The organism is Streptomyces sp. NPDC030143 (assembly GCF_055573695.1).
On record NZ_JBVIAY010000002.1, the window covers coordinates 682695 to 705267 of the forward strand.

Below are 22573 nucleotides of genomic sequence, written 5' to 3' on the forward strand. Positions count from 1 at the left end.
CGGTCATTGCGGCCCCGCGGGGATCGCCGAAGAATCGACCGCATGGCCCAGCGAACCGTCCTCGTCGTCCTCTTCGACGGCGTCCAGAGCCTCGACGTCACCGGTCCCGTGGAGGTCTTCGCGGGGGCCGAGCAGCACACCCCGGGGAGCTACCGCCTGCGCACGGCCTCGCTGGACGGCGGCCCCGTGCGCACCTCGAGCGGCCTGACCCTCGTCGCGGACGGGGCCCTCGGCGAGGCGCCCGACCCGCACACCCTCCTCGTTCCGGGCGGGCAGGGCACCCGCAGCCCGGACCGGCGGCTGACCGACTGGTTGCGGGGACGCGCGCCCCGCGCCGAGCGCCTCGTGTCGGTGTGCACCGGCGCGATCCTGCTTGCCCAGGCGGGGCTGCTGGACGGTCGCCGGGCGACGACCCACTGGGGGTACTGCGACAAGCTCGCGCGCGACCACCCGGCCGTCGAGGTCGACCCTGATCCGATCTTCGTGCGGGACGGCAAGGTCCACACCTCGGCCGGGGTCACCTCCGGTATCGACCTGGCCCTCGCCCTGGTCGAGGAGGACCTCGGCCGGGAGGTGGCGCTGACCATCGCCCGCCACCTGGTCGTCTTCCTGCGCCGCCCCGGCAACCAGGCCCAGTTCAGCGCCCAGCTCGCCGCCCAGACGGCCCGGCGCGAGCCCCTGCGGGACGTCCAGCGCTGGATCAGCGAGCACCCCGCGGCCGACCTGAGCGTCGAGTCCCTCGCCGCCCGCGCCCGGCTGTCGCCCCGCCACTTCGCCCGCGCCTTCCGCGACGAGACCGGCACGACTCCCGGCCGCTACGTCGACCGGGTCCGCCTGGAACACGCCCGGCGCCTGCTGGAGGACACCGGGGGCGGCGTCGAGGAGGTCTCCCGCGCCAGCGGCTACGGCACCCCCGAGGCCATGCGCCGCGCCTTCCTCAGGGCCCTCGGCACCTCCCCGGCCGAATACCGCCGCCGCTTCCGCCCCGCCCACCCCCGATGACCGGCCACGAGGGACCCCACGACCGACCGGAGCCGGGCCCGCCGACCGGCCGCGAGGAAACAACGCCCCCCGACGAAGGGAAGCCCGTGCAGATCGCCATCGTCCTCTTCGACCGCTTCACCGCCCTCGACGCCGTGGGCCCCTACGAGACGCTCGGCCGTCTCCCGGGTGCGGAGACCGTCTTCGTCGCCGAGCGGACCGGTCCGCTGCGCACCGACACCGGCAACCTCGCCCTGGTCGCCGACCGGACCCTGGGCGAGGTGCCGCGTCCCGACATCGTGGTCGTGCCGGGCGGCCCCGGCCAGACCGCCCAGATGGACAACGCGCCCCTGCTGGACTGGCTGCGCGCCGCCGACGCCACCAGCACCTGGACGACCTCCGTGTGCACGGGCTCCCTGCTGCTCGCCGCGGCCGGACTCCTGAACGGACGCCGGGCCACCTGCCACTGGCTGGCCCTGGAGCAGCTCGAGCGCTTCGGGGCCGCCCCCACGGGGGAGCGCGTCGTCACCGACGGCAAGTACGTCACCGCGGCCGGCGTCTCCTCCGGCATCGACATGGGCCTCACCCTGCTGGGCCGCATCGCCGGCGACACCGTCGCCCGGACCGTGCAACTGGCCACGGAGTACGACCCGCAGCCGCCCTACGACGCCGGATCGCCGCAGAAGGCGCCCGCGGAGATCGTCGACACGCTCAGGGCGCACAGCCGCTTCATCCTGACGTAGTCCACGTGAAGCGCGGCTCCCTGCGCTCCAGGAACGCGGCGACGCCCTCCGCGGTATCGCCGCTGCCGCGCGCCTGCGCCGCCCAGTGGGCGTCCCGGTCGGTGCGGCCGTCGGCGAACTCCTTCGCGGCGGCCTGCGTCAGCTGCGAGCGGGACACCAGCACGCCGGTGAACTCCGCGACGCGCTCGTCGAGTTCCCCGGCCGGCAGCACCTCGTCGACCAGGCCCGTGCGCAGGGCCCGCCCGGTGTCGATCAACTCCCCGGAGAACAGCAGGTACTTGGCGGTGGCCGGACCCACCAGCGCCACCAGCCGGCGGGTCGCCGAGGACGGGTAGACGATCCCGAGCTTCGCGGGCGTCACCCCGAACAGCGCGCCCTCCTCGGCGAAGCGCAGGTCGCAGGCGGCCGCGAGCTGGGCGCCGCCGCCCACGCAGTGGCCCTTCACCGCCGCCAGCGTCGGCTTCGGGAAGGCGGCGAGTGCTTCCTCGGCCCGCACCGCCAGCTCCTGCGCCTCCCGCGCGGACCCCTGGAGCGTGGAGATGTCGGCGCCCGCGCAGAAGGTGCCGCCCGCGCCGGTCACCACCAGAACCCGCACCCCGGGGTCGGCGGCGAGCTGTTCCAGCAGCGGCGGCAGCGCCCGCCACATGGCGGCCGTCATGGCGTTGCGTTTGGCCGGGTGGTGCAGGACGACGGTGGCGACCGCGTCCGTGACGCCGTACAGCAGTTCGGGCTCCATGGGCCGGATGCTAACCGGCCGCCCGCCCCACCGATCGCGCACCTCCCGGTGCGTGCGACCCGCTCGCGCGCGTCCCGGTGAGTGCGACCCCATCGGGGGCACACAGGGGAGGGAAGAGGAACGCACGTGAGGAGGCGCCCATGGCCGCGTCCACCCCGCCCCGGGACGAGGCGGCGAAGCTGCAGAGGGGTTTCGGCTGGCTCGCGGTGCTCGGCACCGTCCTGGTCGTCGCCGGGCTGGTCGGCCTCCTCTACACCGGGTTCGCCACGCTCACCTCGATGCTGCTGTTCGGCTGGCTGCTGCTGATCGGCGGCGCGGTCGGTCTGCTGCACGCCGTCCAGGCGCGCGGCAGCAACTTCTTCTGGCTCGGGGTCATCGTCGCCGCCCTGAACATCGCCGCCGGCGTGGTGATCATCCGCAGGCCCGACGCGACCGCCGCCGCGCTCACCATGTTCGCCGCCCTGCTCTTCCTCACCGGCGGCCTCTTCCGGCTGGTCGGCAGCCTGGTCGTGCGTGGCCCGCAGTTCGGCTGGACGCTGGTGCTGGGCGCCTTCGACCTGCTCCTGGGCATCCTCGTGCTGATCGACTGGCCGAGCAGCAGCCAGTACGTCATCGGCTGCTTCTTCTCCCTCGCCCTGCTCTTCGACGGTCTCGGTCTGCTCGCCACCGGTTTCGGCGGCCGGCGCATCGTGGGGCTGGTCGCGGAACGGCTGGGCACGGACGCGTCCCCGGGGACCGCCGGCCCCGGGGACGGAACGGAGGAACGGCACCGCAAATCCGTACAACCCGAATAGTGCGCGAACGTGGCACGGACGGGACAGGAGCGGTCGCTCCCGTCATCGCCTCGTGCGTCGACGGTCGTGAACGCTCGAAAACCGCTGACTTGTGTTCAGTCCCGGGGCGGGTGGCCGCCCGTTGTCAAGACTCGACGTGTGGTGACAATCGAGCGCGAGGGTGGCGACCGGACGATGGACGACCACGGGCGCGGGCCCGGCCCACACCCGGCGGACGACGGGGGCGCCCCTGCCGGACCCGACGAGGACAGAGTGCCGCAACCGCTCCCCTACGAGCACGGAGTGGCGCGATTCCTTCCCCCCGAGAGGAAAGCGGCGCGACCGCTTCCCCCCGAGGACACTGCGGCGCGACCGCTTCCCCGCGAGGACACGGTGGCGCGACCGCTTCCCTACGAGGGCGTCTGGCGGTTCACCGCCCCCGCCGTGGACGCCTCGGTCCCGCAGGCGCGACACGCCGTGCGCGACCTGCTGTACCGGCAGGGCGTGCCGGTCTGCGAGGACGTCGCCCACGGCCTCCTGCTGATCGTCTCCGAGCTGGTGACCAACGCCGTACGGCACGCGGCGCTGCTGTCCCCGACGCTGGCGGTGGAGGTGGCCGTCGGAGCCGAGTGGGTGCGGGTCTCCGTGGAGGACGAGCACCCCTACCGCCCGACCGCCCTGGAGACCGACCACGCGCGCACCGGCGGCCGCGGCTTGCTCCTGGTCCGCGAGGTCGCCCGGGAGGCGGGCGGGGTGTGCGACGTCGAGCACACGGCGAGCGGCGGCAAGGTCATCTGGGCCGCCCTGCCGCTGAAGCCCGCCGCGTTCCCGGTCACCAGCCGGCCGACGGACCCGTGAGCTCCCGCACGGCCGGACGGGCCGCGTCCAGCACGGTCATGAACCAGGCCGAGAAGGTGTCCCTCGCATGCCGTTCGGCCAGCTCGGGCGGGGTCACGAAGGCCGTCCGGCCGACCTCCTCGGAGTCCGGCCGCAGCGGGGACTGCACCAGCCCCACGAACAGGTGGTTGTACTCCTGCTCCACCAGCCCCGACGCCGGGTCCGGATGGTTGTAGCGGACCGTGCCGGCCTCCGCGAGCAGCGACGGGGACACGCCCAGCTCCTCGAACGTGCGCCGCGCGGCCGCCGCGAAGGGCGCCTCGCCGGGGTAGGGGTGACCGCAGCACGTGTTGGACCACACACCGGGGGAGTGGTACTTGCCGAGCGCCCGCTGCTGGAGCAGCAGCCGCCCCCGCTCGTCGAAGAGGAAAACGGAGAACGCGCGGTGCAGCCGTCCGGGCGGCTGATGGGCCGCGAGCTTCTCCGCGGTCCCGATGGTCACACCGTTCTCGTCGACCAGTTCCAGCAAGATCGCGTCCGCGGCGCCGCTCGACGAGCCGGGCGTCGCGGTGGCAGGTGTGATCGGCATACCCATCCTTAGCATCGGTCCTCGCGCCCCCAGTCTGCCGTACGGGAGCGGCGCTTCCGGCGCTTCGCGCGCCCGCCCGCATGTCCCGCGCACGGCGGCCGGGCCCCGGCTGCGATCTTGCCCGGCGGGGCGGGCGGAGAACCGTACGGAACGATTGTCCGATTCGGGAAGGCCCCCGGCGGCGACCGCCGTTCAGTGGCAGAGGCGGGCCTCGTGCTCCGCGTGCCCGACCGGCTCCAGCTGGAAGGTGCAGTGCGCCACGTCGAAATGGTCGCCCAGGCAGCCCTGGAGCTCGTGCAGCATCTTCTCGTGACCGATCGCGTTGAGCACGTCCGAACTCACCACCACGTGCGCCGAGAGCACCGGCATCCCGGAGGTGATCGTCCAGGCGTGCAGGTCGTGCACGTCCTCGACCCCGTCGAGGGCGAGGATGTGGGCCCGCACCTGCGCCATGTCGACGTCCTTCGGCGCCGCCTCCAGCAGCACGTCCAACGTCTCGCGCAGCAGCTTCACGGTCCGCGGGACGATCATCAGGCCGATGACGAGTGAGGCGACCGGGTCGGCGGCCTGCCAGCCGGTGGTGAGGATCACGACCGCCGAGAGGAGCACCGCGACCGACCCGAGCGCGTCGGCGGCCACCTCCAGGAACGCGCCGCGCACGTTCAGGCTCTCCGCCTGGCCGCGCATGAGCAGCGTGAGCGAGACGGTGTTGGCGACCAGGCCGATCGCACCGAACACGATCATCAGCCCGCCCTCGGTGGGCGCGGGCGTGAGGAAGCGCTGAACCGCCTCGTACAGGACGTAGCCGCCCACCCCCAGCAGCAGCAGGCAGTTGGCGAGGGCGGCCAGTATCTCGGCGCGGGCGTAGCCGTAGGTGCGGCGGGCGCTCGGCGGGCGGTTGGCGAAGTGGATGGCGAGCAGCGCCATGCCCAGGCCGACCGCGTCGGTGGCCATGTGCGCCGCGTCCGCGATCAGGGCGAGGGAGTCGGCGAGCAGTCCTCCGACGATCTCGACCACCATGACGGTGAGCGTGATCGACAGCGCGACGCGCAGCCGCCCGCGGTAGGCGGCCGCGGCCGTGCCGGTCGTCGGCGCGTGGGCGTGCCCGTGGCCGTGGTCGTGCCCAGCCCCCATGAGAAACAGCCTCCTGTGATCCGCTCGGGCCTTCAGTGAACTACGGGTGGGGGGTATCCGGCAACGCGGCACTGAACACCGTTGTCATATGCCCTGACCTGCGGAAACGAATCGCAGGTCAGGGCGTCCTCCAGGTGTGTGCCGACCGTGGCGACCGCCCGGTCCGGACCGGTGCCGCGCCGGACCGGGGCCGACCGCCCGAGCCCGGACGCCCGGCGCGATGTCCCGGATGTCGGGTCTGTGGGGCGCGGTTTGTGGGCGGGGCCGCCGATCCCCGATGATGATCTCGGCACAGGCCGGTCCCACCGCGCCGCGGACCGTCTCGACCGGCGCCTGAACGGCCGGTGAACACGGGCTTCCGGGCATCCGATAGCCTCTGCCGACATGCCGCCCGCCTGGTGCCGCCAAGGGGCGCCCGCACCATGCAGACGACCGACGCGGACGCGTCGGGACCCAGGGAGTGAGTTCGGTTGCCGACCGCCATCCTCACCGGTCAGCCGGTACCGGGATCGTCGATCGAGGGCGACCTGCGCTCCCTCGGCTTCGACGTGCGCGGCGCCGCCGACGCCGCCGACGCGGAGACCCTCCTCGCCGCCGTCCCGGCCGACCAGCGCGTGGCCGTCGTCGACGCACACTTCGTCGGCCACCTGCACGCGCTGCGCCTCGGCCTCACCGACCCCCGCTTCCCGCTCGCCGCGATCCCCGGCGCCGTCACCGCCCAGCCGGCCGGCCGCCGGGCCCTGACCCGCGCGCTGGCCCGGGAGAACTCGGCGAGCGGCGGCACCGCGCTCGTCGTCGGCAGCCTCGCCGACCGCGTCGTCGCCGCCCTGGACGCCGACGGCGCCGGCGTGCACCGGCCCGAGCTCGGCAGCCTGGTCGCCGCCGTCCCCGCCGACCCGCAGGCCCGCAACGAGGCACGGCAGGCCGTCTCCGCCGTCGACGACGAGGCCGTACGCCTGAAGTCGGCCGTCAAGGCCGGCGACGGCTTCTTCACCACGTTCTTCATCAGCCCCTACTCGCGGCACATCGCCCGCTGGTGCGCCAGGCGCGGTCTCACCCCCAACCAGGTCACCACCGCCTCGCTGCTCACCGCGCTCGTCGCGGCCGGCTGCGCGGCCACCGGCTCGCGCGGCGGGTTCGTCGCGGCCGGCGTCCTGCTGATCGTCTCGTTCGTCCTGGACTGCACCGACGGCCAGCTCGCCCGCTACTCCCTGCAGTACTCCACCCTCGGCGCCTGGCTGGACGCCACCTTCGACCGGGCCAAGGAGTACGCCTACTACGCGGGCCTCGCCCTGGGGGCCGCGCGGGGCGGCGACGACGTGTGGGCCCTCGCCCTCGGCCTGATGGCCCTGCAGACCTGCCGGCACGTCGTGGACTTCTGCTTCACCGAGGCCAACCAGGACGCCGACGCCGAGACCAGCCCCACCGCCGCCCTCTCCGACCGGGTGGACAGCATCGGCTGGACCGTCTGGGTGCGCCGGATGATCGTGCTGCCCATCGGCGAACGCTGGGCCCTGATGGCCGTCCTGACCGCGGCCACCACCCCCCGCGTCACCTTCTGCGTCCTGCTGGCCGGCTGTGCCTTCGCCGCCGCCTACACCACGGCGGGCCGCGTCCTGCGCTCGCTGACCCGACGGGCGCGGCGCACCGACCGGGCCGCACGGGCCCTCGCCGACTTCGCGGACTGCGGCCCGCTCGCCGAAGGGCTCGCGACGGCGTTCCGCGACCCCGCGCGCCGGCTGCCGGGGCTCGCCGCCCCCGCCGTCGCCCTCCTCGGCGGCATCGCCGTCGTCGCCACGGCCGCGCTGACCGACTACGGCAGCCCCTGGCCCGTCGTCGCCGCACTCGTCCACGCCGCCGCCTCGGGCCTGGCCGTCGCCCGGCCCCTCAAGGGCTCCCTGGACTGGCTCGTCCCGGCCTTCTTCCGGACGGCCGAGTACACCACCGTGCTCGCCGTGGCGGCCCGGGCAGACGCGGACGGCGCGCTTCCGGCGGCTTTCGGGCTGGTGGCCGCCGTCGCCTACCATCACTACGACACGGTGTACCGCATCCGCGGTGACGCCGGCGCGCCGCCGGCCTGGCTGGTGCGCGTCATCGGGGGCCAGGAAGGGCGGGCGCTGGTCGTCACCGTCCTGGCCGCGGTGCTGACCGCCGCGCAGTTCACCGTCGCGCTCACGGTGCTCGCCGTGGCCGTGGCCCTCGTGGTGCTCGCCGAGAGCATCCGCTTCTGGGTGTCCGCCCACAAGGGCGGCGCGCCCGCCGTACACGACGAAGGAGAACTCGCATGATCGGCCTCGTGCTGGCGGCCGGCGCCGGACGGCGTCTGCGCCCCTACACCGACACCCTGCCGAAGGCGCTGGTGCCGGTGGGGCCCGAGGGTGTCGAGGGGGAGCCCACGGTCCTGGATCTGACGTTGGGCAACTTCGCCGAGATCGGGTTGACGGAGGTTGCCGTCATCGTGGGGTACCGCAAGGAGGCGGTGTACGAGCGGCGGGCGGCGTTGGAGGCGAAGTACGGGCTGAAGCTGACGTTGATCGACAATGACAGGGCGGAGGAGTGGAACAACGCCTATTCGTTGTGGTGTGGCCGGGGGGTGCTGGGTGACGGGGTGATCCTGGCCAACGGTGACACGGTGCATCCGGTGTCGGTGGAGCGGGCGTTGCTGGCGGCCCGGGGTGAGGGCCGCAGGATCATCCTCGCGGTGGACACGGTGAAGAAGCTGGCGGACGAGGAGATGAAGGTCGTCGTGGATCCGGAGCGGGGGTTGACGAAGATCACGAAGCTGATGGATCCGGCCGAGGCCAGTGGTGAGTACATCGGTGTGACGTTGATCGAGGGTGGGGTGGCGGCGGAGCTGGCCGATGCGTTGCGGGCGGTGTGGCAGGCCGATCCGCAGCAGTTCTACGAGCACGGTTACCAGGAGCTGGTGGAGCGGGGTGTGCGGATCGACGTGGCCCCGATCGGTCAGGTGGACTGGGTGGAGATCGACAATCATGACGATCTGGCGCGGGGTCGGGAGATCGCGTGCCGGTACTGACGCGTTTGATTCCCTCGCCGGTCGTGGTGGACATCCGTGAGGGTGCACTGGACGATCTGGGTGGGGTGTTGGCGGATGAGCGGATTTCGCGGTCGGGGCGGTTGGCGATCGCGGTGAGTGACGGGTCGGGGGCGCGGTTGCGGGAGCGGCTGGCGCCGTTGATGCCGGGTGCGACGTGGTGTGAGGTCGGTGGGGGGACGTTGGACGACGCGGTCCGGCTGGCGGGGGAGATCAAGGCCGGGCGGTATGAGGCGGTTGTGGGTCTGGGTGGGGGGAAGATCATCGATTGTGCGAAGTTCGCGGCGGCGCGGGTGGGGTTGCCGTTGGTGGCGGTGCCGACGAATCTGGCGCATGACGGGTTGTGTTCGCCGGTGGCGACGTTGGACAACGATGCGGGGCGGGGTTCGTACGGGGTGCCGAATCCGATCGCGGTGGTGATCGATCTGGAGGTGATCCGGGCGGCGCCGGTGCGGTTCGTGCGGGCGGGGATCGGTGATGCGGTGTCGAACGTGTCGGCGATCGCGGACTGGGAGCTGTCGCATCGGGTGACGGGGGAGAAGATCGACGGTCTGGCGGCGGCGATCGCGCGGCAGGCGGGTGAGGCGGTGCTGCGTCATCCGGGTGGGGTGGGGGACACCGGTTTTCTGCAGGTGCTGGCGGAGGCGTTGGTGCTGAGCGGGATCGCGATGTCGGTGTCGGGGGACTCGCGGCCGTCGTCGGGTGCGTGTCATGAGATCAACCATGCGTTCGATCTGCTGTTTCCGCGGCGGGCGGCGGCGCATGGGGAGCAGTGCGGGCTGGGTGCGGCGTTCGCGATGTATCTGCGGGGGGCGCATGAGGAGTCGGTGCACATGGCGGGGGTGCTGCGCCGGCACGGGTTGCCGGTGCTGCCGCAGGAGATCGGCTTCACGGTGGAGGAGTTCGTGCGGGTGGTGGAGTTCGCTCCGGAGACCCGGCCGGGCCGGTACACCATCCTCGAGCACCTCGACCTCACGACGGAACAGATCAAGGACGTCTACGCCGACTATGTCAAGGCCATCGGTAGCTGAACTCAGACCGGTCGTCCATCCCCCGGGGGTGAAGGACCGACGCAGCGGTGAGCACTGGGCAGGGCGCCTCTACATGCGCGAGGTGTCCCTGCGGGTCGACCGCTTTCTGGTCAACACCAGGGTCACGCCCAACCAGCTCACGTACCTGATGACCGTCTTCGGCGTGCTCGCCGCCCCCGCCCTGCTCGTGCCGGGCATCGCGGGGGCCGTGCTCGGCGTGGTGATGGTCCAGCTGTACCTGCTGCTCGACTGCGTGGACGGCGAGATAGCGCGCTGGAAGAAGCAGTACTCGCTCGGCGGGGTCTACCTGGACCGCGTCGGCGCCTACCTGACCGACGCCGCCGTCCTGGTCGGCCTCGGACTGCGCGCCGCCGACCTGTGGGGCCCCGGCCGCATCGACTGGCTGTGGGCGTTCCTCGGCACGCTGGCCGCACTCGGCGCGATCCTGATCAAGGCGGAGACCGACCTCGTCGGCGTCGCCCGCCACCAGGGCGGCCTGCCGCCCGTCAAGGAGGCCGCCGCCGAGCCGCGCTCCTCCGGCATGGCGCTGGCCCGCCGGGCCGCCGCCGCGCTCAAGTTCCACCGGCTGATCCTCGGCATCGAGGCGTCCCTGCTGATCCTGCTGCTCGCGATCGTCGACGCGGCCAGGGGCGACCTGTTCCTCACCCGCCTGGGCACCGCCGTACTCGCCGGGATCGCGCTGCTGCAGACGCTGCTGCACCTGGTGTCCGTCCTCGCGTCGAGCAGGCTGCGGTGAGCGTGCGGATGAAGGTCGGCGCGGTGATCATCACCATGGGCAACCGCCCCGACGAGCTGCGCGCACTGATCGACTCCGTCGTCGAGCAGAAGGGCGACCCGGTCGAGGTGGTCGTCGTCGGCAACGGCTCGCCGGTCCCCGACGTCCCCGAGGGCGTGCGGACCGTCGAGCTGCCCGAGAACCTCGGCATACCCGGCGGCCGCAACGTCGGCGTCGAGGCCTTCGGCCCCAGCGGCCGCGACGTCGACGTGCTGCTCTTCCTCGACGACGACGGCCTGCTCGCCCGGCACGACACCGCCGAGCTGTGCCGCGAGGCCTTCACGGCCGACCCGAGGCTCGGCATCATCAGCTTCCGCATCGCCGACCCCGACACCGGTGTCACCCAGCGCCGCCACGTACCGCGGCTGCGCGCCTCCGACCCGATGCGCTCCTCCCGGGTCACCACCTTCCTCGGCGGCGCCAACGCCGTCCGCACCCGGGTCTTCGCGGAAGTCGGCGGGCTTCCGGACGCATTCTTCTACGCGCACGAGGAAACCGACCTGGCATGGCGGGCCCTCGACGCGGGCTGGATGATCGACTACCGGTCCGACATGGTGCTGCACCACCCGACGACCGCGCCCTCGCGGCACGCGGTCTACCACCGCATGGTCGCCCGCAACCGCGTCTGGCTGGCCCGCCGCAACCTCCCCGCGCCCCTCGTCCCGGTCTACCTCGGGGTCTGGCTGTTGCTCACGCTGGCACGCCGGCCCTCCCGCCCCGCGCTCAAGGCGTGGCTCGGGGGCTTCCGGGAAGGGTGGACCACACCGTGCGGACCGCGCAGGCCCATGAAGTGGCGTACGGTGTGGCGGCTGACCCGACTGGGCCGGCCTCCGGTCATCTGACAAGCTCGTCCCCGAGGGCCCGGAGCGTCCCGAGGCCCCCCCGGCTCATGCCAGACCCCCTCAGGCTGTGCATCCCGAAGACGAAAGTTTCCTACTGGTGAGTGAGACAACGCATGACGGCGGAGTCGCGGTGAGCGTGCCTCCGTCGCCCGACGAGGGCCTCACGGCGGCGCAGCTGGCCGCCAAGCACGGGCTGGCCGTGAGCGGCGCCCGGCCCACGCTGCGGGAGTACGTCCGCCAGCTCTGGGGCAGGCGCCACTTCATCCTGGCGTTCTCCTCGGCGAAGCTGACCGCCCAGTACAGCCAGGCCAAGCTCGGCCAGCTGTGGCAGGTGGCCACCCCGCTGCTGAACGCGGCCGTGTACTTCGCGGTCTTCGGCCTGATCCTCGATGCGGGCCGCGGGATGGAGAAGAGCGTCTACATTCCCTTCCTGGTCACGGGCGTCTTCGTCTTCACCTTCACGCAGAGCTCCGTCATGAGCGGTGTGCGCGCCATCTCCGGCAACCTCGGGCTGGTGCGCGCCCTGCACTTCCCGCGCGCCTCGCTGCCGATCTCCTTCGCGCTCCAGCAGCTCCAGCAACTGCTGTTCTCGATGATCGTGCTGTTCGCGGTGGCCATCGGCTTCGGCAGCTACCCGGACGCCTCGTGGGCGCTGATCGTCCCCGTGCTGGTCCTGCAGTTCTGCTTCAACACCGGCCTGGCGCTGATCTTCGCCCGGGCCGGCGCGAAGACCCCGGACCTCGCGCAGCTGATGCCGTTCGTGATGCGCACGTGGATGTACGCGTCCGGCGTGATGTTCTCCATCCCGGTCTTCCTCGCGGACAAGCCGGACTGGATCGCGACCGTGCTGCAGTGGAACCCCACCGCCGTCTACATGGACCTGATGCGCTTCGCCCTCATCGAGGGCTACGGCGCCGAGAACCTCCCCGACCACGTGTGGGCCATCGCCCTCGGCTGGGCGCTGCTGTTCGCGTTCGGCGGGTTCGTGTACTTCTGGAAGGCGGAAGAGAGGTACGGCCGTGGCTGACGACCAGAGTGTCGAGCGGGTCCCCACCGTCATCGCGGACGACGTCCACATCGTCTACCGCGTCAACGGCGCCAAGACCGGGAAGGGCAGCGCGACCGCCGCCCTCAGCCGCATCCTCAAGCGCGGCGAGGAACGCGGCGTGCGCAAGGTGCACGCCGTCAAGGGCGTCTCCTTCGTCGCCTACCGCGGCGAGGCCATCGGCCTGATCGGCTCCAACGGCTCCGGCAAGTCCACCCTGCTGCGCGCCATCGCCGGCCTGCTGCCGCCCGAGAGCGGCAGGGTCTACACCGACGGCCAGCCCTCGCTGCTGGGCGTGAACGCCGCCTTGATGAACGACCTCACCGGCGAGCGCAACGTCATCCTCGGCGGTCTCGCCATGGGCATGTCCCGCGAGCAGATCAAGGAGCGCTACCAGGGCATCGTCGACTTCTCCGGCATCAACGAGAAGGGCGACTTCATCACCCTGCCGATGCGCACCTACTCCTCGGGCATGCAGGCCCGTCTGCGCTTCTCCATCGCCGCCGCCAAGGACCACGACGTCCTGATGATCGACGAGGCGCTGGCCACCGGCGACCGCAAGTTCCAGGTGCGGTCCGAGCAGCGCATCCGGGAGCTGCGCAAGGAGGCCGGCACGGTCTTCCTGGTCAGTCACAGCAACAAGTCGATCCGGGACACCTGCAACCGGGTCCTGTGGCTGGAACGCGGCGAATTGCGCATGGACGGCCCGACGGAGGACGTACTCAAGGAGTACGAGAAGTTCACGGGCAAGTAGCCCGTACCGTCCAGGGCCCCGCCGCGGAGACGACCGGTGGGGCCCTGCGTCTGCAAAGAAAGCGTCAACTCCGGCCCGGCGCAGGAAGCTTGGCGCCGATCGGTGTGTTGTTGTGACCCGCGGGACACCCCCGCGGTCCGCGCTGCGCTGTACAACGTAAGCTGTACCGGTCCCGAAACGCGTCAAGTGGGGCGATAAGGCGCGACACCCCCGACCGCACCGCTGTGCGGGCGGCTGGGCGGCGTGTCCGAAATAGTGCGTATTGGGTTGGCAGTGTAGAACGGGAGATGTGACGGCAATGGCTACGGAAACTCCCCAGCTCAACGCAGCATGCGCCGTCCCTGCCCCGGGCAGCCGACGGTGAGCGCGACGACGGCGTCGCGCACCGGGGAGTCCGGCCCCGGCACCCTGGACAAGGCCGCCGACGAGAACTTCCCGGTGGCCCCCTTCTTCCTCCCCCGCGCCTGGCGCGAGGACCTCTTGGCCGTCTACGGCTTCGCCCGGCTCGTCGACGACATCGGCGACGGCGACCTCGCCCCCGGCGGCGCCGACGCCCGGGCGCTCGGCGTGCCGGCCACCGACGCCGAGGACCGGCTCGTCCTGCTGGACGCCGTCGAGGCCGATCTGCGGCGGGTCTTCGCCGGCACGCCCCGCCACCCCCTGCTGCGCCGCCTCCAGCCCACCGTCCGACGCGGCGGGCTCACCCCCGAGCCCTTCCTCGGCCTGATCGCGGCCAACCGCCAGGACCAGCTCGTCACCCGCTACGAGACCTACGACGACCTCCTCGCGTACTGCGAACTGTCCGCCAACCCCGTGGGCCGCCTCGTCCTCGCCGTCACCGGCACCACGTCCCCCGAGCGGACCCGCCGCTCCGACGCGGTCTGCACCGCGCTGCAGATCGTCGAGCACCTCCAGGACGTGGCCGAGGACCTCGGACGCGACCGCGTCTACCTGCCCGCCGCCGACATGAGGCGCTTCCACGTCCAGGAGACGGACCTCGCCGCGCCGACGGCGAGCGCGTCGGTGCGCGCGCTGGTCGCCTTCGAGGCGCAACGCGCCCGCGCCCTGCTGGACGAGGGCGCCCCGCTGGTGGGCAGCGTCCACGGCAGGCTGAGGCTGCTGCTCGCGGGCTTCGTGGCGGGGGGACGGGCGGCCCTCCACGCGATCGCCGCCGCCCATCACGACGTCCTTCCCGGCCCGCCCCGGCCCGGCAAGCTCCGGTTGCTGCGCGAGACGGGCGTGATCCTGCGAGGAGAGGGGTGACCCGGACCGTGGACTCTCCGCCACACCCGTCCGCACCGGTACTCGCCGCCTACGGCTACTGCGAGACCGTCACCGGACGGCAGGCCCGCAACTTCGCGTACGGCATCCGGCTGCTGCCGACGCCGAAGCGGCGCGCGATGTCCGCGCTGTACGCGTTCTCGCGCCGCGTCGACGACATCGGCGACGGCGCCCTGGACGGCGACGTCAAGATCGCCCGGCTCGAGGACACCCGGGCCCTGCTCACCCGGGTGCGGGCAGGCGAGGTCGAGGAGGACGACACCGATCCCGTCGCCGTCGCCCTCGCGCACGCCGCGCGGACCTTCCCGATCCCGCTGGGCGGCCTGGACGAGCTGATCGACGGCGTCCTGATGGACGTGCGCGGCGAGACGTACGAGACCTGGGACGACCTGAAGACGTACTGCCGGTGCGTCGCGGGCGCCATCGGCCGGCTCTCGCTCGGCGTGTTCGGCACCGAACCCGGGGCGCGCGGCGCCGAACGCGCACCGGAGTACGCCGACACCCTCGGGCTCGCCCTCCAGCTGACCAACATCCTCAGGGACGTCCGCGAGGACGCCGCGGGCGGGCGCACCTACCTGCCGGCCGACGACCTCGCGAAGTTCGGCTGCTCGTCCGGGTTCGACGGGCCGCGGCCGCCGGAGGGCTCCGACTTCGCGGGCCTCGTGCACTTCGAGGTGCGCCGGGCCCGCGCCCTGTTCGCCGAGGGCTACCGGCTGCTGCCCCTGCTCGACCGGCGCAGCGGCGCCTGTGTCGCGGCGATGGCCGGCATCTACCGCCGCCTCCTCGACCGCATCGAACGCGACCCCGAGGCCGTCCTGCGCGGCCGGGTCTCCCTGCCCGGCCGGGAGAAGGCCTACGTCGCCGTGCGCGGACTGTCCGGTCTGGACACCCGGCACGCGAGCCGGCGGACCGTCCGGAGGCCCATCTGATGGACATCCGGGGCGACACGGTGGAGCGAGGTGACGACACCGGCGAACAGCGGCACGCAACCCTCCGGTGCGGCGCGGCGTCCCTGACTGCGACGGCCCGCCGTGCACAGTGCCCACGTCACGTCGGCCGCGCAGGGGAGGGAGCACGATGAGCGAGGAGCCGCTCCCGCACGCCCCGGTGACATCCGGACGGGACGTCGTCGTGGTCGGCGGCGGCATCGCCGGTGTCACCGCCGCCCTCGCCCTCGCCGACGCGGGGGTGCGCGTCACCCTGCTCGAAGGCCGGCCCCGGCTCGGCGGCCTGGCGTTCTCCTTCCGGCGCGACGGGCTCACCGTCGACAACGGGCAGCACGTCTACCTGCGCTGCTGCACCGCCTACCGCTGGTTCCTCGACCGCGTCGGGGGCAGTGCGCTGGCACCGCTGCAGAACCGTCTCGACGTTCCCGTCGTCGACGTCGCCAGGCCCGAGGGGCGGCGGCTCGGCAGACTGCGGCGCCACGCGCTGCCCGTCCCCCTCCACCTCGGGCGCAGCCTCGCCACGTATCCGCACCTCTCGCTCGCCGAACGCGCCGGGGTCGGCCGCGCCGCGCTCGCGCTGCGGGGCCTCGACCTCGCCGACCCGGCCCTGGACGACCAGGACTTCGGCAGCTGGCTGACCGCGCACGGCCAGTCGCCGCGCGCCGTCGAGGCCCTGTGGGACCTGGTCGGCGTCGCCACCCTCAACGCGGTCGCGGGCGACACCTCCCTCGCGCTCGCCGCGATGGTGTTCAAGACCGGTCTGCTGTCCGACCCGGGCGCGGCCGACATCGGCTGGGCCCGCGTCCCGCTCGGCGAACTGCACGACCGGCTGGCCCGCAGGGCGCTCGACGCCGCCGGCGTGCGCACCGAACTCCGCACCCGTGTCACCTCCCTCGCGTACGACTCCCGCGCGCACGGCGGCGGCAGATGGAGCGTCCGGACGCCCGGCGGGACGCTGGCCGCCGACGCGGTCGTGCTCGCCGTACCCCAGCGCGAGGCGCACGGCCTGCTGCCCGACGGCGCGCTCGACGCGCCCGAGCGGCTGTCGGCGATCGGCACCGCGCCGATCCTCAACGTGCACGTCGTCTACGACCGCAAGGTGCTCGACGTGCCGTTCCTCGCCGCGCTCGGCACGCCCGTGCAGTGGGTCTTCGACCGCACCGAGGCCTCCGGTCTGCACCGGGGCCAGTACCTGGCGCTGTCCCAGTCGGCCGCGCAGGACGAGATCGACCTGCCCGTGGCCGCGCTGCGCGAGCGCTACCTGCCCGAACTGCGGCGGCTGCTGCCGAGGACGCGCGCCGCGCACGTGCGGGACTTCTTCGTGACCCGGGAGCGCACCGCGACCTTCGCTCCCACCCCCGGCGTCGGGCGTCTGCGGCCCGCCGCCCGCACCAAGGCACCCGGCCTGTACCTGGCCGGAGCGTGGACCGCCACCGGGTGGCCCGCGACCATGGAGAGTGCGGTCCGCAGCGGCGTGAGTGCGGCGGACGCCGCGCTCGGCGCCCTCGGCCGGCCCCGCCCCCGCCACCTCTTCGCCTTCGAGGAGGCGGCGTACTGCATCGCCCCGGGGGCCGCCCCCCGGACCCCCGGCCGAGAACCGGAGGGGACCGGCGTCTCACCGCGAGGTGAGATCCGGTGACGTTCGATCAGCACGGCTCGGCACGTTTCCGCACCCCCTCCGGCACCGCGACAAGAGGAGAAACTGTGCCCACTGTGCCCCCGGCCTCGCCGGCCGCCCGCAGGACCGCGGTGGACGTGACCGCCCTGCTGGAGCGCGGCCGGACCCTGGCCACGCCGGTGCTGCGGGCGGCCGTCGACCGCCTGGCACCCCCCATGGACACGGTCGCCGCTTACCACTTCGGCTGGATCGACGCCCACGGCAACCCCACCGACGGCGACGGCGGCAAGGCCGTGCGTCCCGCGCTCGCGGTGCTCTCCGCCGAGGTCACCGGTGCCGCGCCCGAGGTGGGCGTGCCGGGCGCGGTCGCCGTCGAACTGGTCCACAACTTCTCGCTGCTGCACGACGACCTGATGGACGGCGACGAGCAGCGCCGCCACCGCGACACCGTGTGGAAGGTGCACGGCCCCGCCCAGGCCATCCTCGTCGGGGACGCCCTGTTCGCCCTGGCCAACGAGGTGCTCCTGGAGCTCGGGACCGTCGAGGCGGGGCGCGCCACCCGCCGGCTGACCACCGCGAGCCGCGCCCTGATCGACGGCCAGGCGCAGGACATCTCCTACGAGCACCGCGACCGCGTCAGCGTCGAGGAGTGCCTGGAGATGGAGGGCAACAAGACCGGCGCCCTGCTGGCCTGCGCCAGCTCCATCGGCGCCGTGCTCGGCGGCGCCGACGAGCGCACCGCCGACACCCTGGAGAGGTACGGCTACCACCTCGGCCTGGCCTTCCAGGCCGTCGACGACCTGCTCGGCATCTGGGGCGACCCGGTCTCCACCGGCAAGCAGACCTGGAGCGACCTGCGCCAGCGCAAGAAGTCCCTGCCGGTCGTGGCCGCGCTCGCGGCGGGCGGCCCCGCCTCCGAGCAGCTCGGCGAGATGCTCGCCGCCGACGCCAAGAGCAGCGACTTCGACACCTTCTCCGAGGAGGAGTTCGCGGCCCGCGCCGCCCTCATCGAGGAGGCGGGCGGCCGGGAGTGGACCGCCGAGGAGGCACGCCGTCAGCACACCATCGCCATCGAAGCGCTGAACGCCGTCGACATGCCCGCCGAGGTGCGGGACCGGTTCGCGGCGCTCGCCGACTTCGTCGTCGTACGAAAGAGATGATCACTATCGGTCGAATAGCCCTCGCGTAGTCGCCGGCCGGTGTCGCGGGACGAGACGCACCGGCCGACGGCGGACCCACAGCAGACGCAACGACATGCACACTGCACGAAGGGGAAGCCATGACAGCGACGACCGACGGAAGCCCCGGGGCCCTGCCGCCCCGCGCTGCCGCGGCCAGCGACACCGACATCGACACCCCCGGGGCGGCCGGGGTACAAGAAGCCGCCGTGCGCGCCGTGCGGCGCGCGACCGGATTCCTGCTCGCCCGGCAGGACGCCGAGGGCTGGTGGAAGGGCGACCTCGAGACGAACGTCACGATGGACGCCGAGGACCTGCTGCTCCGTCAGTTCCTGGGCATCCGCGACGAGTCGACGACGCGTGCCGCCGCCCTCTTCATCCGGGGCGAGCAGCGTGAGGACGGCACCTGGGCCACCTTCCACGGCGGCCCGGGCGACCTCTCCGCCACCGTCGAGGCGTACGTCGCCCTGCGCCTGGCCGGCGACCCGCCCGACGCCCCCCACATGGCGAAGGCCTCCGCCTGGGTCCGCGACCGGGGCGGCATCGCCGCCGCCCGCGTCTTCACCCGGATCTGGCTCGCGCTGTTCGGCTGGTGGAAGTGGGAGGACCTGCCCGAACTCCCTCCGGAACTGCTGTACTTCCCCAAGTGGTTCCCGCTCAGCATCTACAACTTCGGCTGCTGGGCCCGGCAGACCATCGTCCCCCTGACCGTCGTCTCCGCGAAACGCCCGGTGCGTCCGGCGCCGTTCCCGCTCGACGAGCTGCACACAGACCCGGCCCGACCGAACCCGCCCAGGCCCCTGGCCCCGGTGACCAGCTGGGACGGGCTGTTCCAGCGACTGGACAAGGTCGTGCGCGGCTACCGCTCGGTCGCGGTGCGCCGGCTGCGCAGGTCCGCCATGAACTCCGCCGCCCGCTGGATCATCGAGCGCCAGGAGAACGACGGCTGCTGGGGCGGCATCCAGCCGCCGGCCGTGTACTCGGTCATCGCCCTGCACCTGCTCGGCTACGACCTCCGGCACCCGGTGATGCGGGCCGGCCTCGAGTCCCTGGACCGGTACGCGGTCTGGCGCGAGGACGGGGCCCGGATGATCGAGGCCTGCCAGTCGCCGGTGTGGGACACCTGCCTGGCCACGATCGCGCTGGCCGACGCGGGGGTGCCCGCCGATCACCCCCAACTGGTCAAGGCGGCCGACTGGATGCTCGGCGAGCAGGTGGTGCGTCCCGGCGACTGGTCCGTGCGCAGACCCCACCTCCCGCCGGGCGGCTGGGCGTTCGAGTTCCACAACGACAACTACCCCGACATCGACGACACCGCCGAGGTGGTCCTCGCACTGCGCCGGGTCAGGCACCACGACCCCGAGCGGGTCGAGCGGGCCATCGGGCGCGGGGTGCGCTGGAACCTCGGGATGCAGTCGAGGAACGGGGCCTGGGGCGCCTTCGACGTCGACAACACCAGCCGCTTCCCCAACCGGCTGCCGTTCTGCGACTTCGGGGAGGTCATCGACCCGCCCTCCGCGGACGTCACCGCGCACGTCGTGGAGATGCTCGCCGTCGAGGGCCTCGCGCACGACCCGCGCACCCGGCGGGGCATCGAGTGGCTGCTCGCCGAACAGGAGGCCGACGGCTCGTGGTTCGGGCGCTGGGGGGTGAACTACGTCTACGGCACGGGGTCCGTGGTGCCGGCCCTGGTCGCGGCCGGGATGCCCGTCTCCCACCCGGCGATCCGGCGGGCGGTGGCCTGGCTGGAGCGGGTGCAGAACGACGACGGCGGCTGGGGCGAGGACCTGCGCTCGTACCAGGACGCCGGCCGGTGGAGCGGCCGGGGCGCCTCCACCGCCTCGCAGACGGCCTGGGCGCTGATGGCGCTGCTCGCGGCGGGGGAGCGGGAGTCGAAGGCAGTCGAGCGGGGCGTCGCCTGGCTGGCGCGGACCCAGCGGGAGGACGGCTCGTGGGACGAGCCGCACTTCACCGGCACCGGCTTCCCGTGGGACTTCTCCATCAACTACCACCTCTACCGCCAGGTGTTCCCCCTCACCGCGCTCGGCCGGTACGTCCACGGGGAGCCCTTCGCCGCGAAGGCCCCGGACGCGACCGCCGCCGAAACCGTCGTCGGGCCTCCCGCCCCGGCTGTCGTCGAGTCGGTCGTCGGGCCTCCCGCTCCGGCTGTCGTCGAGTCGGTCGTCGGGCCTCCCGCTCCGGCTGTCGTCGAGTCGGTCCTCGGGTCTGCTCCCGCCGCTGTCGTCGACACGGCCGTCGAGGCCTGCGCCCCGGCTCCCGTCGAGGCCGAGGGCAGCTGATGAGCGCCCAGCCCGCCGCCACCCCGCTGCTGATCGCCTGCGCGCTCGGCATCGAGCACCTCGCCCTGCGCCTGGGCGACCGCGGCGGGGCCGGCGGGCCGGTCACCGTGCTGCGCACCGGCATGGGGCCGAAGGCGGCCGAGCGCTCCGTCACCCGGGTCCTCGCCGACCCGGTGCTCGGCGCTGCGGCCGTCCTCGCCACCGGCTTCTGCGCCGGACTCGCCCCCGGAATGCACCCCGGCGACCTGGTCGTCGCCGACGAAACCCGCGACCCGCGCGGCACCGTGCCGTGCGTCGGCACCGAACTGCTCGTCAAGGAACTCGTGCGCACCCTGCCCGGGCGCACCGTCCACACCGGGGCGCTGACCGGCTCCGACCACGTCGTGCGTGGGCCGGAGCGGTCCGAGCTGGGCGCGACGGGCGCCATCGCGGTCGACATGGAGTCGGCCGCCACGCTGCTGAGCGCCGTCCGCGCGGGGACACGCCCCGTTGCGGCCGTCCGGGTGGTCGTGGACACCCCTGAACATGAACTCGTCCGGATCGGCACGGTACGCGGTGGAATATCGGCTTTCCGCGTCCTTCGCTCCGTCCTGCCTGCATTCTTCGAATGGCACCGCAACGTGCTGCTCCCCCGGAGGTGAGCCAGATGGCCATGCCGCTGCGCCAGTCCATCAAGGTCGCTACATACTTGGCTGAACAGAAGCTCCGCAAGCGGGACAAGTTCCCACTCATCGTCGAGCTGGAACCGCTCTTCGCCTGCAACCTGAAGTGCGAGGGCTGCGGCAAGATCCAGCACCCGGCGGGAGTGCTCAAGCAGCGCATGCCGGTCGCCCAGGCCGTGGGGGCGGTGCTCGAGTCGGGCGCCCCCATGGTCTCCATCGCCGGGGGCGAGCCGCTGATGCACCCCCAGATCGACGAGATCGTGCGGCAGTTGGTGCAGAGGAAGAAGTACGTCTTCCTGTGCACCAACGCCATGCTGCTGCGCAAGAAGATGGACAGGTTCACGCCCTCCCGCTACTTCGCCTTCGCCGTGCACATCGACGGGCTGCGCGAGCGGCACGACGAGTCGGTGGCGAAGGAGGGCGTGTTCGACGAGGCCGTCGCGGCCATCAAGGAGGCCAAGCGGCGCGGCTTCCGGGTCACCACCAACTCCACCTTCTTCAACACCGACACCCCGCAGACCGTCATCGAGGTGCTCAACTTCCTCAACGACGACCTCGAGGTGGACGAGATGATGATCTCGCCGGCCTACGCCTACGAGAAGGCGCCCGACCAGGAGCACTTCCTGGGCGTCGAGCAGACCCGCGAGCTGTTCCGGAAGTCCTTCGCGGGCGGCAACCGGAGCCGCTGGCGGCTCAACCACTCGCCGCTCTTCCTGGACTTCCTGGAGGGCCGGGTCGACTTCCCGTGCACGGCCTGGGCGATCCCCAACTACTCGCTCTTCGGCTGGCAGCGCCCCTGCTACCTGATGAGCGACGGGTACGTGCCGACGTACCGCGAACTCATCGAGGACACCGACTGGGACCGGTACGGCCGCGGCAAGGACCCGCGGTGCGCCAACTGCATGGCGCACTGCGGCTACGAGCCGACCGCCGTCCTCGCCACCATGGGCTCGCTGAAGGAGTCGCTGCGCGCGATGCGCGAGACGGTCTCCGGGAACCGGGGGTGACCCGGTGACGGCCGTCTCCCCGGGCGTTCCCGGGATGCCGGTCCGGCCGGTCGCCGAGCGCCGGAAGAGCCGGCGGATCCAGGTCGGCTCCGTGGCGGTGGGCGGGGACGCGCCGGTGTCGGTGCAGTCGATGACGACGACCCATACGTCGGACGTCGGCGCCACGCTCCAGCAGATCGCGGAGCTCACGGCGTCCGGCTGCCAGATCGTCCGGGTCGCGTGTCCCACGCAGGACGACGCGGACGCGCTGGCGACGATCGCCCG

Annotated in this window: 23 protein-coding genes; 20 read left to right on the forward strand and 3 right to left on the reverse strand. The window is 72.8% G+C overall.

Annotated elements, in window-relative coordinates; genetic code table 11:
• The first annotated feature begins 42 nt into the window (after positions 1 to 42).
• Complete coding sequence (locus ACZ4YY_RS06135; protein WP_468284286.1) at positions 43 to 1002, forward strand: GlxA family transcriptional regulator; 960 nt, start codon at positions 43 to 45, stop codon at positions 1000 to 1002.
• An 86-nt stretch (positions 1003 to 1088) separates the two neighbouring features.
• Positions 1089 to 1724, forward strand: coding sequence for a DJ-1/PfpI family protein (locus ACZ4YY_RS06140; RefSeq protein ID WP_468284288.1), 636 nt, complete (start codon positions 1089 to 1091; stop codon positions 1722 to 1724).
• Here ACZ4YY_RS06140 and ACZ4YY_RS06145 read toward each other — a convergent pair.
• Positions 1711 to 2460 (reverse strand): enoyl-CoA hydratase/isomerase family protein, encoded by a 750-nt coding sequence (locus ACZ4YY_RS06145; protein WP_468284290.1) that lies wholly within the window; start codon positions 2458 to 2460, stop codon positions 1711 to 1713. The two genes, ACZ4YY_RS06140 and ACZ4YY_RS06145, sit on opposite strands and share 14 nt — an antisense overlap.
• Before the next feature lie 140 nt (positions 2461 to 2600).
• Here ACZ4YY_RS06145 and ACZ4YY_RS06150 point away from each other — a divergent pair, with 140 nt between their 5' ends.
• Together ACZ4YY_RS06150 and ACZ4YY_RS06155 are read left to right on the forward strand one after the other, a co-directional pair.
• Entirely contained in the window at positions 2601 to 3254 is a 654-nt protein-coding gene (locus ACZ4YY_RS06150; protein ID WP_468284292.1) for an HdeD family acid-resistance protein, read from the forward strand.
• Positions 3255 to 3428: 174 nt separating this feature from the next.
• The gene (locus ACZ4YY_RS06155; RefSeq protein WP_468284383.1) at positions 3429 to 4091 is read left to right on the forward strand and encodes an ATP-binding protein; all 663 of its coding nucleotides are present in this window, start codon (positions 3429 to 3431) and stop codon (positions 4089 to 4091) included.
• On the opposite strand, the gene idi is transcribed toward ACZ4YY_RS06155, so the two are convergent.
• Positions 4066 to 4659, reverse strand: coding sequence for an isopentenyl-diphosphate Delta-isomerase (idi, locus tag ACZ4YY_RS06160; protein WP_468284294.1), 594 nt, complete (start codon positions 4657 to 4659; stop codon positions 4066 to 4068). The two genes, ACZ4YY_RS06155 and idi, sit on opposite strands and share 26 nt — an antisense overlap.
• Positions 4660 to 4851: 192 nt before the next feature.
• Positions 4852 to 5793 carry a cation diffusion facilitator family transporter gene (locus ACZ4YY_RS06165; RefSeq protein ID WP_468284296.1) on the reverse strand — a complete coding sequence of 314 codons (942 nt, stop codon included), beginning with the start codon at positions 5791 to 5793 and terminating at the stop codon, positions 4852 to 4854.
• 470 nt (positions 5794 to 6263) lie between these two features.
• On the opposite strand from ACZ4YY_RS06165, the gene ACZ4YY_RS06170 reads away from it, so the two are divergent.
• From ACZ4YY_RS06170 to ACZ4YY_RS06245, 16 genes are all read left to right on the forward strand, one after another.
• Positions 6264 to 8081, forward strand: coding sequence for a DUF5941 domain-containing protein (locus tag ACZ4YY_RS06170; protein WP_468284298.1), 1818 nt, complete (start codon positions 6264 to 6266; stop codon positions 8079 to 8081).
• Positions 8078 to 8830: a phosphocholine cytidylyltransferase family protein gene (locus ACZ4YY_RS06175; protein ID WP_468284300.1), complete on the forward strand. Its 753-nt coding sequence runs from the start codon at positions 8078 to 8080 to the stop codon at positions 8828 to 8830. Before ACZ4YY_RS06170 ends, ACZ4YY_RS06175 begins: the two co-directional genes overlap by 4 nt.
• Positions 8818 to 9879, forward strand: a complete 1062-nt coding sequence (locus tag ACZ4YY_RS06180) for an iron-containing alcohol dehydrogenase family protein (RefSeq protein WP_468284302.1) — start codon at positions 8818 to 8820, stop codon at positions 9877 to 9879. The genes ACZ4YY_RS06175 and ACZ4YY_RS06180 overlap by 13 nt, the downstream gene beginning before the upstream one ends.
• Positions 9857 to 10636: a CDP-alcohol phosphatidyltransferase family protein gene (locus ACZ4YY_RS06185; RefSeq protein ID WP_468284304.1), complete on the forward strand. Its 780-nt coding sequence runs from the start codon at positions 9857 to 9859 to the stop codon at positions 10634 to 10636. Before ACZ4YY_RS06180 ends, ACZ4YY_RS06185 begins: the two co-directional genes overlap by 23 nt.
• A gap of 8 nt (positions 10637 to 10644) precedes the next feature.
• Positions 10645 to 11517: a glycosyltransferase family 2 protein gene (locus ACZ4YY_RS06190; protein WP_468284385.1), complete on the forward strand. Its 873-nt coding sequence runs from the start codon at positions 10645 to 10647 to the stop codon at positions 11515 to 11517.
• A 97-nt stretch (positions 11518 to 11614) separates the two neighbouring features.
• Complete coding sequence (locus ACZ4YY_RS06195) at positions 11615 to 12544, forward strand: ABC transporter permease (protein ID WP_468284306.1); 930 nt, start codon at positions 11615 to 11617, stop codon at positions 12542 to 12544.
• Positions 12537 to 13316: an ABC transporter ATP-binding protein gene (locus ACZ4YY_RS06200; protein WP_468284308.1), complete on the forward strand. Its 780-nt coding sequence runs from the start codon at positions 12537 to 12539 to the stop codon at positions 13314 to 13316. Before ACZ4YY_RS06195 ends, ACZ4YY_RS06200 begins: the two co-directional genes overlap by 8 nt.
• Positions 13317 to 13646: 330 nt before the next feature.
• Positions 13647 to 14579: a squalene synthase HpnC gene (gene hpnC, locus ACZ4YY_RS06205; RefSeq protein WP_468284310.1), complete on the forward strand. Its 933-nt coding sequence runs from the start codon at positions 13647 to 13649 to the stop codon at positions 14577 to 14579.
• The gene (hpnD, locus tag ACZ4YY_RS06210) at positions 14576 to 15526 is read left to right on the forward strand and encodes a presqualene diphosphate synthase HpnD (protein ID WP_468284312.1); all 951 of its coding nucleotides are present in this window, start codon (positions 14576 to 14578) and stop codon (positions 15524 to 15526) included. Before hpnC ends, hpnD begins: the two co-directional genes overlap by 4 nt.
• Positions 15526 to 15678 (forward strand): DUF6380 family protein, encoded by a 153-nt coding sequence (locus tag ACZ4YY_RS06215; RefSeq protein WP_468284314.1) that lies wholly within the window; start codon positions 15526 to 15528, stop codon positions 15676 to 15678. The genes hpnD and ACZ4YY_RS06215 overlap by 1 nt, the downstream gene beginning before the upstream one ends.
• The gene (hpnE, locus tag ACZ4YY_RS06220) at positions 15675 to 17183 is read left to right on the forward strand and encodes a hydroxysqualene dehydroxylase HpnE (protein ID WP_468284315.1); all 1509 of its coding nucleotides are present in this window, start codon (positions 15675 to 15677) and stop codon (positions 17181 to 17183) included. Before ACZ4YY_RS06215 ends, hpnE begins: the two co-directional genes overlap by 4 nt.
• A 74-nt stretch (positions 17184 to 17257) precedes the next feature.
• Positions 17258 to 18322, forward strand: a complete 1065-nt coding sequence (locus ACZ4YY_RS06225; RefSeq protein ID WP_468284387.1) for a polyprenyl synthetase family protein — start codon at positions 17258 to 17260, stop codon at positions 18320 to 18322.
• 119 nt (positions 18323 to 18441) lie between these two features.
• Positions 18442 to 20640: a squalene--hopene cyclase gene (gene shc / locus ACZ4YY_RS06230; RefSeq protein WP_468284317.1), complete on the forward strand. Its 2199-nt coding sequence runs from the start codon at positions 18442 to 18444 to the stop codon at positions 20638 to 20640.
• Positions 20640 to 21281, forward strand: a complete 642-nt coding sequence (locus tag ACZ4YY_RS06235) for a phosphorylase family protein (protein WP_468284319.1) — start codon at positions 20640 to 20642, stop codon at positions 21279 to 21281. The genes shc and ACZ4YY_RS06235 overlap by 1 nt, the downstream gene beginning before the upstream one ends.
• Before the next feature lie 5 nt (positions 21282 to 21286).
• Positions 21287 to 22309: an adenosyl-hopene transferase HpnH gene (hpnH, locus tag ACZ4YY_RS06240; RefSeq protein WP_468284321.1), complete on the forward strand. Its 1023-nt coding sequence runs from the start codon at positions 21287 to 21289 to the stop codon at positions 22307 to 22309.
• Between the two features lie 4 nt (positions 22310 to 22313).
• On the forward strand, positions 22314 to 22573 hold a 260-nt coding region (locus ACZ4YY_RS06245), incomplete at its 3' end, for a flavodoxin-dependent (E)-4-hydroxy-3-methylbut-2-enyl-diphosphate synthase (protein ID WP_468284323.1).